Raw genomic sequence first — 15,345 nt, 5'->3', positions numbered from 1 at the left:
GACCGGACCGGTGACGATCGCGTCGCCGCACCGCATACTCGCGCACAGTTGGCTATGCTGCTGACAGCATGACGCTGGTTCATTTCTGAGGGATGCTCAATGTTTTACGTGCAACGCGATGCGCAAGGTCTGTTGATTCGCGTGGAAGCCGCGGCCTACGCCGAGGCCACGGAAACGCTGCCGGCCGACAGCCATGAAATCCAGGCCTGGTTCGCCAATGAAGTGGTGGAAACCAGCCTGAAGCAGCTCAAGCAGAGCGACTTCGAAATGATTCGGGTACTCGACGACCTGATTCAGGTGCTGACCCAGAAGGGCGTGATCCGCGTCACCGACCTGCCGCCGGCGGCCCAGGCCAAACTGATGGACCGGACCCAGGCGCGTGAGGCGTTGGGCGGGTTGAGCCAGTTGATCGATGAGGATGAGGGCGGGTTGATCTGATCCACCCAGTATCAAAAGCCTACCCTCACCCCAGCCCTCTCCCGGTGGGAGAGGGAGCTGACCGAGGTGTCTGGCGCCATACATCGACCTGAGAAATCGAGTCGATTATGGATTCAGCGCAAAACGTTCACGTCGGCGTACTTCCCGAATATCCCCCAATCAGTCCCCGTGAGGGAGAGGGGCTGACCGAGGTGTCTGGCGCCATACATCGACCTGAGAAATCGAGTCGATTATGGATTCAGCGGACATCTTTCACGTCGGCGTACTTCCCGAATATCCCCCAATCAGTCCCCGTGAGGGAGAGGGGCCGACCGAGGTGTCTGGCGCTATACATCGACCTGAGAATTCGAGTCGATTATGGATTCAGCGGACATCTTTCACGTCGGCGTATTTCCCGAATATCCCCCAATCAGTCCCCGTGAGGGAGAGGGGCTGACCGAGGTGTCTGGCGCCATACATCGACCTGAGAAATCGAGTCGTTTATGGATTCAGCGGAGCTCTTTCACGTCGGCGTATTACATCAATATCCCACGATCAGTCCCCTCTCCCTCTGGGAGAGGGCTAGGGTGAGGGTGGCTTTTGCAATCTCACCGCCAAGGCCGAGGCTCACCAAACAACCGCCCCTGAACCCCATACAAGCCCATCTCGCGAATCACCGACAACTCCCCTTCCGTCTCGACCCGCTCGGCAATCAGCGGCAGATCAATGCTGTGCGCCGCACGCTGAATCGCCTCGATAAACAGACGCTTGTCACTCTCCTGATCAATCGCACGAATGTAACTGCCATCGATCTTCAAGTACGCCAGCCCCAGCCGCGCCAGGTTGCCGATCATGCTGAAGCGCCCACCAAAGCGTTGCAGGCTCAGAGAGAAACCGAGTTCGCGCAGGCGCCGGGTCAACTGCTCCAGCACCGCTTGTTCGGGCAATTGCTCCTCGCCGATTTCCAGGGTCAAACGCTCGCCCAAGTTGGAATGCGCACGCAGAATCTCGAAGACTTTGCTCAACGCCTGCGGGTCAGCCAGAGTCGCCGAGGACAAATTCAGCGCCAGCGAATCTTCGTGCTCTTTCATTTGCTCCAGCACGCGTTCGAGCATCAGGCGGTCAAGCCGTGCAGTCCAGCCGAAGCGTTCCAGCCACGGCAGGAAGCGCCCGGCCGGGATGGTCTGGCCCTGATCATCGAGCAGGCGCGAGAGCACTTTGTAATGCAGCACCAGCTGCGTGTCTGCGGCGGCGACCACCGGCTGGAAATACAGCTCGAAACGCTGCTGACTCAAGGCCTGATCGAGCAAGCGATGCCAGGCATGGTGATCGTCGCCGACATCCGCCGTCAGGCTCTGATCGATGCACGCCCAATTCTGCTCGCCCTGACCTTCAGCTTGCGCCAGCGCCTGATCGCCGAGCGTCAGTACTTGTTGCGGTGAATCACCGTGGGTGAACGGCGCCAGGCCGATCGACGCCACGGCAGCCACATCGGTCGCCCCGGTGGCGTGCAGACTGCTCAAAGCGCTGTCGAGGTTCTGCGCCAGTTGCAGCGCTTCCTCACGAACCAGCCCCGGCGCCAGCACGGCAAACTCTCCGCCACGAATACGGGTGACGAGGTTTTGGGTTTCCGGGTATTTGGCGCATTCGCGGGACAGTTGCTCGCCAACTGCTTTCAGCAGTTCATCGGTGCGCTGGCCACCGAGACGCTGATTGAGCCCCGCCAGATCCTTGACCCGCAACAGCAGCAGATAACCGGAACTGGCCTGCTCCGGGTTGCTCACCCGGTTGTGCAACTGCATTTCGAAATAGCGCCGGTTGGCAAGCCCCGTGAGATTGTCCTGATAGGACTCGGCGCGCAGCTTTTCACTGCGTTCGGCCTGCTCTTGGAACAGCGCCTTGAGTTTCTCGACCATCTGGTTCATCGCCTGCACCACACGGCGCAACTCAGGTGTGCGCGGCAATTCCGGCAGGCTGAGGAATTCGCGACGGGCGATGGCGTGGGACTGCTTGACCATGTAATCCAGCGGCTTCAACTGCCGGCGCAGCAGCAGCGCGCCGAGCACGGCACTGATCGCCCCGCAGATCAGCAGCCAGCCAAGGCTGCCCAACGCGCTCTGCCACAATTTGGCCACAGCAAACATCGGATGGCTGACCACCTCGACTCGCGCCGCCTGCTCCCAGCCACGGCTGACCAGCGCGTCGCCACCGGCCGGCTCCAGGCCGATCAGCTTGACGAACCAGTCCGGCACATTGGTGACGGCCGGAATGCCGTTGCGCTCAACAATCGTCTGGTCAGTCTTCAGATCGACCACGCGGATGCTCGCGTAATAACCGCTGTCGAAAATCGAGCTGACCAGCAACTCGACCATGGCCGGATCGTCGATATTCGGCGTCAGCGACAACGCCAGCGCCGTCGCGGCGTCCTGGGCGTGGGAACGCAACTGGTTGACGTACTGGGTGCGCGAGCTCTCCAGACTGACCATGAAGCTGCCGGTGAAGGCGACCACCAGGAACAGACAGATAGCGATCAACAGCTGTTTGAACAAAGACATCTGAGCGCATGCTCCTAGTTAGTCGTTTCGACCGGGAAACCTTCGGCCTGCATTTTCTTCAACACATCCTGCCAGCGTGACAGGCGTTTGGTGTCACCGACCTTCTTGTTGCCCTTGGCGCCCGGCAGGTACAACCCTTCAGCATTAAAAGAGTAGACCGGCAGCAAATCGGTTCGCTGCGACGCCGGCTGGATCGGATCGATCAGGCTGTCGAGCACCAGAGGCATGGCATCGGGGGTGGCATAGTAAGTCAGGACCATGTGCGCGCGGTTCTGACGCAACGCCTTGACGTAGGTGATACGCAGCTTGTCACTGGAAACCCCAAGATGACGCAAGCTGAAATACTTGGCGATCGCATAGTCTTCGCAGTCGCCGGCGCCCTTCCACAGCGCCTCGATCGGCGTTTCCCAGTAATCGACCTCGTGCCACAGATCGATGTCCTCGACGTAGCGCACCTGTTTGTTGAAGAACAGGTTCACCACTTTGAGCTTTTCCATCTCGCTGACTTGTTTCTGCGTGGCCAACAGATTCTGCCAGGCATCAATGCGCTGCTGCCCGGCACCCAGCGGCCCGTAGAGTGCCGTGGCTTTGCGGCTGATCGTGGAAAAATCCCAATCGGCATGCAGACCGCCCAGCATGACGCCGGCCAGCAGCAGTGCGCAGCCTAGCCAGCGCAGAGTCCGGGGGATCGCGAAACGTACCGCCACAGCAGGTTTCCAGGGGGCAGGAAGGAAAGCGTTTGATGGTGAAGCTTAGCCCGACAAAAAACAATGGCACCATGAGATCATACTCGGCACGCTAAACTTCAGTTGGCACAGCGATGTTTTACAAGGTTTGACAACCTGTAGAGCAATCACTAGTGTCATTTGGATCCAAACCAGGCCGACATACAGGGTGCGTAGTCGTGACACAGAAGCCCAAACCGTTGCACAGCATTAAAGTCGATGGACCGATTCCTGCTCATCTGGCCCGTTCGGTGATCGAAGAAACCCTGCGCTCGGCAATCCTCGACGGTCGTCTGCCCTGTGGCACGGCGCTGCGCCAGCAGGATCTGGCCGACCTTTTCGGTGTCAGCCGCATGCCGGTGCGCGAAGCGTTGCGCCAGCTCGAAGCCCAAGAACTGCTGAGCGTTACTACGCATAAAGGTGCAGTGGTTGCGCCATTGATTCAGGGTGACGCGACCGAAACCTACGAGTTGCGCATCCTGCTCGAATCCGAAGCCATGCGGCAATCGATTCCGCTGCTGACCGCTGCCGACCACGCACGCGCAGCCGGGTACATCGAAGAGCTTGAGGCGCAACACGACTACACGGAAATCGGCCGGCTCAACCGTTTGTTCCACATGGCCCTGTACAGCAAGGCGCCCAACCAACGCTTACTGCGACTGGTTGAAGACGGGCTCAACGAAGAAGAGCGTTTTCTGCGCTTCAACCTTGAGGCCATGGGCCTGGGCAAATTGTCCCAGGACGATCACCGGGCGATGTTGCAAGCCGTGCAGGATCGCGACACTGAGCTGTCGATCAAACTCCTCGAGCAGCACCTCAATCGCGGTGTCGAAGTGATTACCCGTTATCTCGCTACCCCTGCCGCGCAAAACCGCCAAGCTGCGCGCTGAGCGCGCACTGCCCCGCGAATCACCCGCTTACAAATCCCCAAGCGATCCGCCAGCCCTCTGCTGGGCGGATCCACATGTCCGCTCTAACCTCCTTGCGCCGTTCAGTCCGATATTTGCACGTTGCCGCAGATGAATCGGTCATAGCCGTGGCGCAAATTTACCCGCACTCTTGAGCCGCCACCCCATAAAGAACGGGCGACGCGCCGCCCTGCCGGCGCAGTCCCCGCACCAGGAACCTACGGAAGGAGCCTTGCCACGGGAAAAAGGAAGTCATGGCGCGGGGTCACGGCCAACTTCCGCCCCTTTTAAATCATTCAATTCTTATTACTGGAAAGTTGCTTCGAGTGAGGCATTCACTCTTCTTGAGCAATTTTGGCCGTTATTCGCCGAAAGGAGCAACTACGCCCAAATAAAATTTTACCTGAAAGTTTTATTGGAACAACTCAACTTCAAAAAACAGCAAACTTAAAATAATTAAAAATATACTTGTTAAACACTTTGTCGGTGTATTAGCTTTTCTTCGCCAAGTTTGAACTTCACCCTTCACTTCGGCAGCAGCCCAATGCCTGCGGTACAGCAGCAGCGCTTGATGGGCAGACATGAAGCCATGTCAAAGGTATATCGATCCGCACTTACCTATCAGGAAGGAAGGCTGTCGTCCGCCGACAGGAAACAAGTAAGTCGTAGTTTCATTGATTGCGCAGTTGCAGAGCAGTTCCATTTAATATCAACGATAAAGGACATCATGATGCCCACTAAGCACCAACTCGCCCTGAAGAAAGCCGAACTTAGCATTCACCCGATCTTTGCCGAGATCACGTCGTTATCGGTGTTGCGTCGCTTCATGGAAACCCATGTATTTGCCGTGTGGGACTTCATGTCGCTGACCAAACGCCTGCAGCAGGAGCTGACCTGCACCCGACTACCGTGGTTGCCGCCGCGCGATCCTCTCGCCGCCCGACTGATCAACGAGATCGTTCTCGGCGAAGAGTCGGATAATCGCCTGGCCGAAGGGCATTACAGCCATTTTGAGCTGTACCTGGACGCAATGCGCGAAATCGGCGCGAGTACCCAAGCCGTGGAGCGCTTTGTCGCCCTGCAACAGGAAGGCGTGAGCTATGACGTCGCGCTGCAAAGCGTCGAGGTTGATCCGGCCGCCGCGCAGTTTGTCCGCGACACCTTGCGCACCGCCCTGCATGCACCGGGACACAGCGTGGCGGCGGCGTTTCTGCATGGTCGCGAGAGCGTGATCCCGACCATGTTCCAGCGCATTCTTGACGACTGGGGCATCGGTATCGAACAGGCGCCGACCTTTCGCTATTACCTGGAACGGCACATCGAGGTCGACTCCGAAGACCACGGCCCGGCGGCCGAACACCTGCTCGAGCGCCTGGTCAACGGCGACCCGCAACGTGAAGCCGAGGTCTACGCCAGCGCCATTGCCGCCGTGGAAAGCCGTATCGCCTTGTGGGACGGCCTGCGCGTAAGCATGCGCGAGCCGTTGGCAGAGGTGACCCAATGAACGCTGCTGACTATCAATCCTTTGCCGACGCCTGGGAGAACCGCGCGACCATCCGCACCCGTCCGCGACGCGTACTCGAAGACGACGAACGGCTGATCTACCCGCTCAGCCGTCAACCGCTGGTGCTCAGCGAAACCTTCCTGCGCGAGTGCCCGCAACAGCGTGATTTCGCCTTGGTGCAGACGCTGTACAAATTCATCAACGACGTGGTGATTTTCGAGACCGAGATCGTCGACAAGACCGCGCGCAGCATCGCCAAGAATCGCTTCGCCGTGGCCTTCCCGTTTGCCTGTCGTTACGACGCGATGACCGTGGTGGTCGACGAGGATTACCACGCCCTCGTGGCGATGGATTTCATGCAGCAAACGGTGGCGATGACCGGCATCGAACCGATTCAGCTCCCCGATGAAATCGAACTGAGCCGGGCGATTCCTGCGGCAGTAGCGCTGGCGCCAGAGCACCTGCGCAGCGCGGTCGAATTGATCTGCGTGGCCATCGCCGAAAACACCGTGACCGGTGATGTCGCGGCGTTCGCACGCGACGACACGGTCAAGCCGTCGATCAAAGGCCTGATGGCCGATCACTTGCTCGATGAAGGTCGCCATTCGAGTTTCTGGGCGCGGATGGTGCGCATCTATTGGCACACCGCCAACGCGGCGGATCGCGAAACCATCGCGCAGATTCTGCCGGTGTTCATCGGCCATTACCTGACCAACGACATCCAGAAATCCTTCGACCTGCGCCTGATCGACGCACTGCCGGTCAGCGAGACTACGCGCCGTTCGCTCAGGGACGAGATGGCCGGGCTGGCATTCCCGATCAATCGCCATCACCCGCTGGTGGGCAACATCGTCAAGTTCTTCCACAACAGCTCGCTGCTCGATGCGCCCTGCGTGCAGCACGCGCTGCGCGACTATCTGGTTTGATGAGGAGGCCGATATGAAACGTCTCGACATTTTGCTGATTGGCACCAGCCAGGCGATGACCGACCTGGCGCAGGAACTGGAACAACACGGTCACTCCTTGCAGCGCAGCGCTGCCGGTGCATCGACGGTGGATCTGATCATCGACGATGGTTTTATCGGCGCCGGCGATTTCTGCTCGATCCCGCACCTGCATCTGCGTTTGGGTGTCGGCGTGCAGAGCCCTGCCGGTTTGCCGACACTCGATTTGCTGTGTTTCCTTGGCTCGTCACTGATCAGCCGCGTACCGATTGGCGATGAGCCGTCCGGCAATGGGCAGGCGCTGCGGCAACGGGTGCTGACGCAGGTGGTCGATGAAGTGGCGTTGCTGGTCAGCCGCTTCTCCCGTGATGCTGACTATCTGCAGCTGGCCGCGTCAGTGACTGCGCCGGATTTCGAGAGAATGGAAAACCTGCTGTTCCTCGACAGCCTGGCTTACGTCCATCGCCGTAACGACACGGCCAATCCCGCATTGCTGGAAGAGGCGCAGATCCCGGTGATCGAGCGCCTGCAACGAAGCTTGATCCATCACGCTGAACGCCCGGCGCTGCACATCGCCGAACAGTCGATCAGCTATCGCCAACTGCACGCTCACAGCCGTGCGATTCAACAGCGCTTGCTGCCGTTGCTCGAGCAACAGCCAAAACCGTGGGTGGTCGGCATCTGCCTGCCAAAAAGCCCGGCATTGTTTGCCTCGATTCTGGCGATCCTCGGCAGCGGCGCGGTGTATCTGCCGCTGGAACCGAGTCATCCGTTACAGCGTCAGCAATACATTCTGCAAAATGCAGGCGCGCTGCTGTTGCTGCATGATGGCGAGCATCCGCTCAGCGCATCCATGGCGGGGCTGGACGTCAGCCGCATCGACAACTCAGAGGCAGATCTCAGCCAACCGTTGATGCGCCGCCGCCCCGAACTTGATGCACCGTGCATGGCGCTCTACACCTCGGGCACCACCGGGCATCCGAAAGGCGTGTTGCTCAGTCAGGCCAACCTCGCGCACTTTACCGCGTGGTACGCCGATTACGTGCAATTGCAGGCCGAGAGTCGGGTCTTGCAGTTCTCGTCGCTGAGCTTCGATTCATCACTGATCGACATCTTCCCGACCCTGCTGGAAGGTGCCGAACTGGTGGTGCCGGACGACACGCAACGACGAGATCCATTGCAACTGGTCGCGTTGATCCGCCGCCGACACCTGACCCACGCATTCCTGCCACCGGCGCTGTTGAGCATCCTGCCGCTGGAGCAACTGGAAGGCGTGCAAGTGATGACCGGCGGCGATGTCTGCGAGCCGTTTGTCATTGAGCAACTCACCCGCCAAGGCACACTGCACAACCTTTACGGCCCGACCGAAGCCACCGTACTGATCACCGCGCGCCAGCTCAAACCGGGCGACAGTAACCGTACCCTCGGGGCACCAATCGCCAACAGCCAAGTGCTGATTCTCGATGACGATTTGCAACCGGTGGCGGAGCACACCGTCGGCGAATTGTTCATCGTCGGCCCCGGTGTTTGCCTCGGTTATCTGAACAATCCGCAGCAGACCGCCGAGCGTTATCTGACCCTGCAATTACCGGACGGCCAAACGCTGCGCGCCTACCGCAGCGGCGACATGGCCAGGTGGGGCGAGCACGGTATCGAACTGTGCGGGCGGCGCGACAATCAGGTAAAAATCCGTGGCTTCCGGGTCGAGCCGGAAGAGATCGAGCGCTGCCTGCGCGAGAGCCAGTTGTACCGGCAAATGGCGGTGGTGATCGACAGTCAGCGGCGCATTCTCGCGTTCCTCGCACAAGCGCAATCGGACACCGCACGCGACGCGCTGAAAGCCCACGCCAGACAGTTTTTGCCGGACTACATGCAACCGGTGGCGTGGACCGAGCTGGCGAGCATGCCGTTCGCCAGCAACGGCAAAGTCGATCGCAAAGCACTGCTGGAACTGCCAGTGAGCGTGCAGGGCAACGCGCCGAAATGCCTGCCGGTGAATGCCGATGAAGCGCTGTTGCTGGAGATCTGGGCGGAGTTGCTGGAGCTGCCGAGCAGCGACATTTCCACCGACGAAAGCTTCTTCAATCTCGGTGGCCACTCGATTCTGCTCTCGCGCATGTTGCTGCGTTTGCGTGAGGAGTTCGGGCGTAGCATTTCGATCAATCGCTTCATCGAACTGCCGACCATCATCAAACTGGCAACGCTGGTACGCGGCACCGATGACAGCGCCGTACTCAGCGCCCAGGCCATGGCCGACGCCGAGCGTGCACTGGAAATCGAGCCACTGCCGATCAGCCGCATGGGTGATGTGCATAAAGTCATCGTCACCGGCGCCAATAGCTTTGTCGGCGTGCACATCGTCGAGGCGCTGCTCGGTTGGGGTGCCACCGAAGTAGCGTGTCTGGTGCGCGACGGCGGCGGCAAAACGGCGGCGCAACGCTTTGCCGAGTCACTGCGTGAAAACCGCTTGGAGCATCTGGACCTGAGTCGCGTGCGGGTTTACGCGGCGGATATTACGCGTCCGCAGTTGGGCCTGAATGACGACGACTATCAGCGCCTGGATCGCGAGTTCGGCGCACTGGTGCACAACGCCGCTAACGTCAATCACGTACTCGATTACGAGTCGCTGGCGGCGGACAACGTCGAACCGATTTTCGCCCTGCTGCGCTTATGCGAAGGGCAGAGCAAAAAGGTTTTCAATTTCGTCTCGACACTGTCGGCCTCAAGCACGGTCGACGACGCGGGACGGGTGCTGGAACTGCCCGCCGCGCCGACGCCACCGATCTACATCCGCAACGGTTACAACCTGTCGAAATGGGTCGGCGAGCGCATCCTCGAACGAGCGCGGGAGCGCGGCGTCCGGGTCAATCTGTATCGCCCCGGCAATATCAGTTTCAACAGCTTGAGCGGCGTTTGTCAGCCGCACAAAAACCGTTTGATGCTGATGCTCAAAGGCTCGATTCAGCTCGGCCAGGTACCGGCCTTCGCGCTGAATTTTGACCTGATGCCGGTGGACTTTCTCGCCCGCTTCATCGCCTTCCACGCCAGCCGTTATTCGCCCGACCGCGCGGTGTTCAACCTGCATAACCCCGAGCCTTTGAGCTGGGACGCCTACGTCACTTCGTTCCGCGAAACCGGCAGCGAGTTCGCGCTGGTCAGCGTCGCCGACTGGCAGCAGCAACTAAACCGCGTCGATGCCGACAACGCGCTGTTCGGCGTGCTCGGTTTCTACCTCAACGGCTTCGAAGAAGACATCGGCGACATCTCCCTGATTGGTCATGCCAACGCTGAGGCCGGCGTGCATCTGATGGGCGCGCACTACCCGCAGAAATCCCCGGCGCTGCTGCGTCGTGGCTGCGATTACCTGAAAGAAATCAACTTCATCTGATCCAACAAAAGGAGCAACACCATGAGCACTTTGCAACCCGATACCCTGATCAAAAACCCGCATGGCTGCCACGTAGTGTCTTCGGTAGAAGTGCCGGCAGACGCGGCGCAGGTCTGGGCGGTGGTCGGCGATTTCGGCGGATTCGACCGTTTCATTCCGGCGCTGTCGCACATCGAAACAATCGGCGAGGGCGTGTCCTCGCTGCGCAAGAAATGCTTCAAGGATGGCAACGTGGTAGTCGAGCAACTCAACTCCCGCGATGAGCACGCGCGGAGCATGACCTGGACGACGATTTACAACACGTTGGGGGTGGCGAATCTGTGGGCGGCGATGAATGTCGAATCGCTGGGCGCGGGTAAGTCTCGGGCGACGTGGACGATCATTGCCGAGCCGGCTGCGGGCGGTGAAGAGGCACTGCCAGGGTTCAAGGATTTTGTGCAGGGGTTTGCGGATGATGCGATGGGGAATGTGCTGAAGCTGTTTGTTTAAGGCTTCGGCTTTGCGGTGAATGTCAGACCGCTTTCGCGAGCAGGCTCGCTCCCACATTTTGATTGCATTCCTTCTGTAGGAATGCGGTCAATCTGTGGGAGCGAGCTTGCTCGCGAAGAACGATAACGCGGTCTCCAATCTGAAAAATCAGATTTTGAAGCTGTCGACCAATTGCTTCAGGCGATTGGCCTGCTGCGACAACGCATCACAATCCTTCAACGTTTCATTGAGGTTGGCCACGCTCTGCTGATTCAGCAGGTTGATCTGGTTAACGTCGACGTTGAGGGTTTCCACAACCGCGGTCTGCTCTTCAGTGGCCGCGGCTACAGATTGGTTCATGCCGTCGATTTCACCGATGCGCTGAGTCACGCTGACCAGACGCAAACCGGCCTGATTGGCCACTTCCACGCTCTGCTCGCTGGACACCTGACTGGCGTTCATCGTGGTCACCGCTTCCCGCGAACCAATCTGCAACGACGTGATCATTTTGTGGATCTCTTCCGCCGACTCCTGGGTGCGATGGGCAAGGTTTCGCACCTCGTCCGCCACCACGGCAAAACCACGTCCGGCTTCACCGGCACGCGCCGCTTCGATCGCGGCGTTAAGTGCCAACAGGTTGGTCTGTTGCGAAATCCCTTTGATCACATCGAGGATGTGGCCGATGTTGTCGGTGCTGGCGTTCAGGGTTTCGATCTGCGTGCACGACAGGCTGATCTTCTGCGACAACTCGGTCATCGCTTGAATCGTCTGCTCGACCACCTGACGCCCGTCATCGGCCTGCTCGCTGGCGCCGCTGGCGTGCTGCGAAGCATCGGCGGCGTTGCGCGCAATTTCCTGTGTGGCGGCACCCAGTTCGTTGATCGCCGCAGCGACGCTGTTGGTGCGCGCGCTTTGCTCGTCAGAACCGACGATCGAGGCGTTGGACGATGCCATCACCCGTTGCGACAAGTCATGCACATGACGGGTGGCGGAAGACACTTCGGAAATCGACGCGTGAATACGCTCAACGAACTGGTTGAACGCGCTGCCCAATTCACCGAACTCGTCTTTGCTCTCGACCACCAGGCGGCGGGTCAGGTCGCCTTCGCCCTGAGCGATATCCTGCATCGCACGGCCCATGGTGGTCAGCGGACGCATCAACACATTGATCAACAGGCTCAGCAGCAAGGCAATGGCCGCCACGGCCACGAACATCGCAATCAGTGCCGAGGTGCGGAATTGGCTGAGTGCTGCGTAGGCCTTGTCGCGGTCGATCGACAGACCGATGTACCACTGCGCATTCGGCAGATCGCTGACCGGGGTAAACGACAGAATACGTTCCTGACCGTTGAGCACCACGTTCTGGTTGCCCTTCTCGATGCGTACGCTGGTGTTTGGGTAGATGTCTTTCAGGTTTTTCATGACCTGATCCTTGTCCGGGCTAACGATCACCTGACCGTCGGCGCTAACCAGGAATGCATGGCCGAGGCCACCGAAGTCCACCGAGTTGATGATCTTCACCAGGGTTTCCAGGCTCAGGTCACCCCCGACGACGCCGAGCAGTTCACCGTTCTTTTTCACCGGCATGGCGATGGTCACCACCAGCCCGCCGACAGCAGCCATGTACGGCGGCGTCAGCATGGTTTTGTCAGCTACCACGGCCTGCTTGTACCAAGGGCGCTGACGCGGGTCATAGCCGTCCGGCATCTTCGCGTCAGGACGCTGGGTGAACACACCGTTGGCCTGACCGACGTAGGTGAACTGGAAGTTCGAGGTGAAGGCCGGTTGATCGACCAGGCCTGGGAAGTCCGCGTCCTTACCCTGATGGGCAACGTTCTGCGCGAGGTTTTCCAGCACCAGGATCCGCCCGCTCATCCAGTTCTGCACGCTGCTGGCGGTCAGATCACCGGCCTGCTGCACGGAAGACTGGAGGTTCTGGCGAATGGTGTTTCGCTGCAGATAGTCGTTGTAGAGGGTGAACAGCGCGAACGCCAGGACCACGACGCCCGAGGCGGCCAACAGGATTTTATGGCTGAACTTGAGATTCATTTCATGGGACTTCTTATGCCAAAAGTGGGGATGCGTTCCGGATGCAACATTCCATGTACAGTGCAGGCAGCGTTCTACTAGCCGCTCTACTTTGGTGCACGCATGTCTCACCAGTCTGTCGGCACGTGTCGGAGAAATCTTAGGGCCATACAGGAAATGGATGGTATTTCTGCCAGATTCCCGCCCAACGGCGTGCCAGAGCGTTCGTCACGGTGTTTCCGGAGCAACGTTCCGGCGGCAGTTTCAAATCCTGCAACCCTTTTTCCTGTGCATAAAAAAGCCAGCCCCTGATGTCTCAGGGGCTGGCTTTGTCGTTTCTTTATCTGATCCTGAAATGACAAAACCCCCGTCCGCGTTAGCAGACAGGGGTTTCGGAATTCAATCTTGACGATGACCTACTCTCACATGGGGAAACCCCACACTACCATCGGCGATGCATCGTTTCACTTCTGAGTTCGGGATGGGATCAGGTGGTTCCAACGCTCTATGGTCGTCAAGAAATTCTGTATCTGGCCCGTCAACACGGTAACGAGCCAGCAAAAACAGTTACTTCTACTAAAACAAAACCCCAACTGCTTTCGCAATTGGGGTTTCGGAATTTAATCTTGACGATGACCTACTCTCACATGGGGAAACCCCACACTACCATCGGCGATGCATCGTTTCACTGCTGAGTTCGGGATGGGATCAGGTGGTTCCAACGCTCTATGGTCGTCAAGAAATTCGGGTACTGACTCGTGACCTTGTGGTCTCGCTTCAGCAAATTGGGTATGTGACAGCTTTCGGTGTTTTGTGAACATCGAACTTTCGGTTCGTTTCGTCTTCACACACCGCAATCTGGTCTCTTCGACGCAAATTGCTTGGGTGTTATATGGTCAAGCCTCACGGGCAATTAGTATTGGTTAGCTCAACGCCTCACAGCGCTTACACACCCAACCTATCAACGTCGTAGTCTTCGACGGCCCTTCAGGGAACTCAAGGTTCCAGTGAGATCTCATCTTGAGGCAAGTTTCCCGCTTAGATGCTTTCAGCGGTTATCTTTCCCGAACATAGCTACCCGGCAATGCCACTGGCGTGACAACCGGAACACCAGAGGTTCGTCCACTCCGGTCCTCTCGTACTAGGAGCAGCCCCTCTCAAATCTCAAACGTCCACGGCAGATAGGGACCGAACTGTCTCACGACGTTCTAAACCCAGCTCGCGTACCACTTTAAATGGCGAACAGCCATACCCTTGGGACCGGCTTCAGCCCCAGGATGTGATGAGCCGACATCGAGGTGCCAAACACCGCCGTCGATATGAACTCTTGGGCGGTATCAGCCTGTTATCCCCGGAGTACCTTTTATCCGTTGAGCGATGGCCCTTCCATACAGAACCACCGGATCACTAAGACCTACTTTCGTACCTGCTCGACGTGTCTGTCTCGCAGTCAAGCGCGCTTTTGCCTTTATACTCTACGACCGATTTCCGACCGGTCTGAGCGCACCTTCGTACTCCTCCGTTACTCTTTAGGAGGAGACCGCCCCAGTCAAACTACCCACCATACACTGTCCTCGATCCGGATAACGGACCTGAGTTAGAACCTCAAAGTTGCCAGGGTGGTATTTCAAGGATGGCTCCACGCGAACTGGCGTCCACGCTTCAAAGCCTCCCACCTATCCTACACAAGCAAATTCAAAGTCCAGTGCAAAGCTATAGTAAAGGTTCACGGGGTCTTTCCGTCTAGCCGCGGATACACTGCATCTTCACAGCGATTTCAATTTCACTGAGTCTCGGGTGGAGACAGCGCCGCCATCGTTACGCCATTCGTGCAGGTCGGAACTTACCCGACAAGGAATTTCGCTACCTTAGGACCGTTATAGTTACGGCCGCCGTTTACCGGGGCTTCGATCAAGAGCTTCGCGTTAGCTAACCCCATCAATTAACCTTCCGGCACCGGGCAGGCGTCACACCCTATACGTCCACTTTCGTGTTTGCAGAGTGCTGTGTTTTTAATAAACAGTCGCAGCGGCCTGGTATCTTCGACCGGCATGAGCTTACGGAGCAAGTCCTTCACCCTCACCGGCGCACCTTCTCCCGAAGTTACGGTGCCATTTTGCCTAGTTCCTTCACCCGAGTTCTCTCAAGCGCCTTGGTATTCTCTACCCAACCACCTGTGTCGGTTTGGGGTACGGTTCCTGGTTACCTGAAGCTTAGAAGCTTTTCTTGGAAGCATGGCATCAACCACTTCGTGTTCTAAAAGAACACTCGTCATCAGCTCTCGGCCTTAAGATCCCGGATTTACCTAAGATCTCAGCCTACCACCTTAAACTTGGACAACCAACGCCAAGCTGGCCTAGCCTTCTCCGTCCCTCCATCGCAATAACCAGAAGTACAGGAATATTAAC

The 15,345-nt window shown here is 58.3% G+C and carries 10 protein-coding genes and 3 rRNA genes (1 of these 13 cut by a window edge); 6 read left to right on the top strand and 7 right to left on the bottom strand.

Going from position 1 to position 15,345, the window contains the following annotated elements:
- Positions 1 to 99: 99 nt before the first annotated feature.
- Positions 100 to 438 (top strand): hypothetical protein, encoded by a 339-nt coding sequence (locus tag CLU80_RS14225; RefSeq protein ID WP_007918987.1) that lies wholly within the window; start codon positions 100 to 102, stop codon positions 436 to 438.
- A 587-nt stretch (positions 439 to 1,025) separates the two neighbouring features.
- Here the strand turns inward: CLU80_RS14225 and lapD are convergent.
- Both lapD and lapG read right to left on the bottom strand, forming a co-directional pair.
- Positions 1,026 to 2,972: a cyclic di-GMP receptor LapD gene (gene lapD / locus CLU80_RS14220; RefSeq protein ID WP_093442656.1), complete on the bottom strand. Its 1,947-nt coding sequence runs from the start codon at positions 2,970 to 2,972 to the stop codon at positions 1,026 to 1,028.
- Between the two features lie 14 nt (positions 2,973 to 2,986).
- On the bottom strand, positions 2,987 to 3,679 hold the full coding sequence (gene lapG, locus CLU80_RS14215) for a cysteine protease LapG (RefSeq protein ID WP_095113878.1): 693 nt from the start codon (positions 3,677 to 3,679) through the stop codon (positions 2,987 to 2,989).
- Between the two features lie 197 nt (positions 3,680 to 3,876).
- Here lapG and CLU80_RS14210 point away from each other — a divergent pair, with 197 nt between their 5' ends.
- Positions 3,877 to 4,587 (top strand): GntR family transcriptional regulator, encoded by a 711-nt coding sequence (locus CLU80_RS14210; protein WP_093442659.1) that lies wholly within the window; start codon positions 3,877 to 3,879, stop codon positions 4,585 to 4,587.
- Between the two features lie 430 nt (positions 4,588 to 5,017).
- Here the strand turns inward: CLU80_RS14210 and CLU80_RS30255 are convergent, their stop codons facing one another.
- Positions 5,018 to 5,188, bottom strand: coding sequence for a hypothetical protein (locus CLU80_RS30255; RefSeq protein WP_158561687.1), 171 nt, complete (start codon positions 5,186 to 5,188; stop codon positions 5,018 to 5,020).
- Positions 5,189 to 5,332: 144 nt separating this feature from the next.
- Here CLU80_RS30255 and CLU80_RS14205 point away from each other — a divergent pair, with 144 nt between their 5' ends.
- Genes CLU80_RS14205 through CLU80_RS14190 form a run of 4 tightly spaced genes read left to right on the top strand, consistent with a single transcriptional unit; the run spans position 5,333 to position 10,930 of the window.
- The gene (locus CLU80_RS14205) at positions 5,333 to 6,109 is read left to right on the top strand and encodes a DUF3050 domain-containing protein (protein ID WP_093442663.1); all 777 of its coding nucleotides are present in this window, start codon (positions 5,333 to 5,335) and stop codon (positions 6,107 to 6,109) included.
- On the top strand, positions 6,106 to 7,035 hold the full coding sequence (locus CLU80_RS14200; protein WP_099757654.1) for a diiron oxygenase: 930 nt from the start codon (positions 6,106 to 6,108) through the stop codon (positions 7,033 to 7,035). Before CLU80_RS14205 ends, CLU80_RS14200 begins: the two co-directional genes overlap by 4 nt.
- Positions 7,036 to 7,048: 13 nt before the next feature.
- On the top strand, positions 7,049 to 10,441 hold the full coding sequence (locus CLU80_RS14195) for an amino acid adenylation domain-containing protein (protein WP_099757653.1): 3,393 nt from the start codon (positions 7,049 to 7,051) through the stop codon (positions 10,439 to 10,441).
- A 21-nt stretch (positions 10,442 to 10,462) separates the two neighbouring features.
- Positions 10,463 to 10,930 (top strand): SRPBCC family protein, encoded by a 468-nt coding sequence (locus CLU80_RS14190; protein WP_099757652.1) that lies wholly within the window; start codon positions 10,463 to 10,465, stop codon positions 10,928 to 10,930.
- A gap of 147 nt (positions 10,931 to 11,077) precedes the next feature.
- Here the strand turns inward: CLU80_RS14190 and CLU80_RS14185 are convergent, their stop codons facing one another.
- From CLU80_RS14185 to CLU80_RS14170, 4 genes are all read right to left on the bottom strand, one after another.
- A complete protein-coding gene (locus CLU80_RS14185) occupies positions 11,078 to 12,958 on the bottom strand; it encodes a methyl-accepting chemotaxis protein (protein ID WP_093442675.1) in 1,881 nt (626 codons plus the stop codon).
- A 382-nt stretch (positions 12,959 to 13,340) separates the two neighbouring features.
- A 5S ribosomal RNA gene (rrf, locus tag CLU80_RS14180) occupies positions 13,341 to 13,456 on the bottom strand.
- Between the two features lie 105 nt (positions 13,457 to 13,561).
- Positions 13,562 to 13,677 (bottom strand): 5S ribosomal RNA (gene rrf, locus CLU80_RS14175).
- A 152-nt stretch (positions 13,678 to 13,829) separates the two neighbouring features.
- Positions 13,830 to 15,345: ribosomal RNA gene (locus tag CLU80_RS14170) — 23S ribosomal RNA — on the bottom strand; it runs 1,378 nt beyond the window's last position.

It is taken from the genome of Pseudomonas sp. 29, from assembly GCF_002754355.1.
In the GTDB taxonomy this organism is placed as follows: Bacteria; Pseudomonadota; Gammaproteobacteria; order Pseudomonadales; family Pseudomonadaceae; genus Aquipseudomonas; species Aquipseudomonas neuropathica.
This window is presented reverse-complemented; position numbering and strand designations above follow the sequence as displayed.

What these genes read in the sequence shown, in the direction of transcription:
- CLU80_RS14225 (WP_007918987.1), top strand. Translation starts at nt 100, where the DNA reads ATGTTTTACGTGCAACGCGATGCGCAAGGTCTGTTGATTCGCGTGGAA.
- lapD (WP_093442656.1), bottom strand. Translation starts at nt 2,972, where the DNA reads ATGTCTTTGTTCAAACAGCTGTTGATCGCTATCTGTCTGTTCCTGGTG.
- CLU80_RS30255 (WP_158561687.1), bottom strand. Translation starts at nt 5,188, where the DNA reads ATGTCTGCCCATCAAGCGCTGCTGCTGTACCGCAGGCATTGGGCTGCT.
- CLU80_RS14205 (WP_093442663.1), top strand. Translation starts at nt 5,333, where the DNA reads ATGATGCCCACTAAGCACCAACTCGCCCTGAAGAAAGCCGAACTTAGC.
- CLU80_RS14200 (WP_099757654.1), top strand. Translation starts at nt 6,106, where the DNA reads ATGAACGCTGCTGACTATCAATCCTTTGCCGACGCCTGGGAGAACCGC.
- CLU80_RS14195 (WP_099757653.1), top strand. Translation starts at nt 7,049, where the DNA reads ATGAAACGTCTCGACATTTTGCTGATTGGCACCAGCCAGGCGATGACC.
- CLU80_RS14190 (WP_099757652.1), top strand. Translation starts at nt 10,463, where the DNA reads ATGAGCACTTTGCAACCCGATACCCTGATCAAAAACCCGCATGGCTGC.
- CLU80_RS14185 (WP_093442675.1), bottom strand. Translation starts at nt 12,958, where the DNA reads ATGAATCTCAAGTTCAGCCATAAAATCCTGTTGGCCGCCTCGGGCGTC.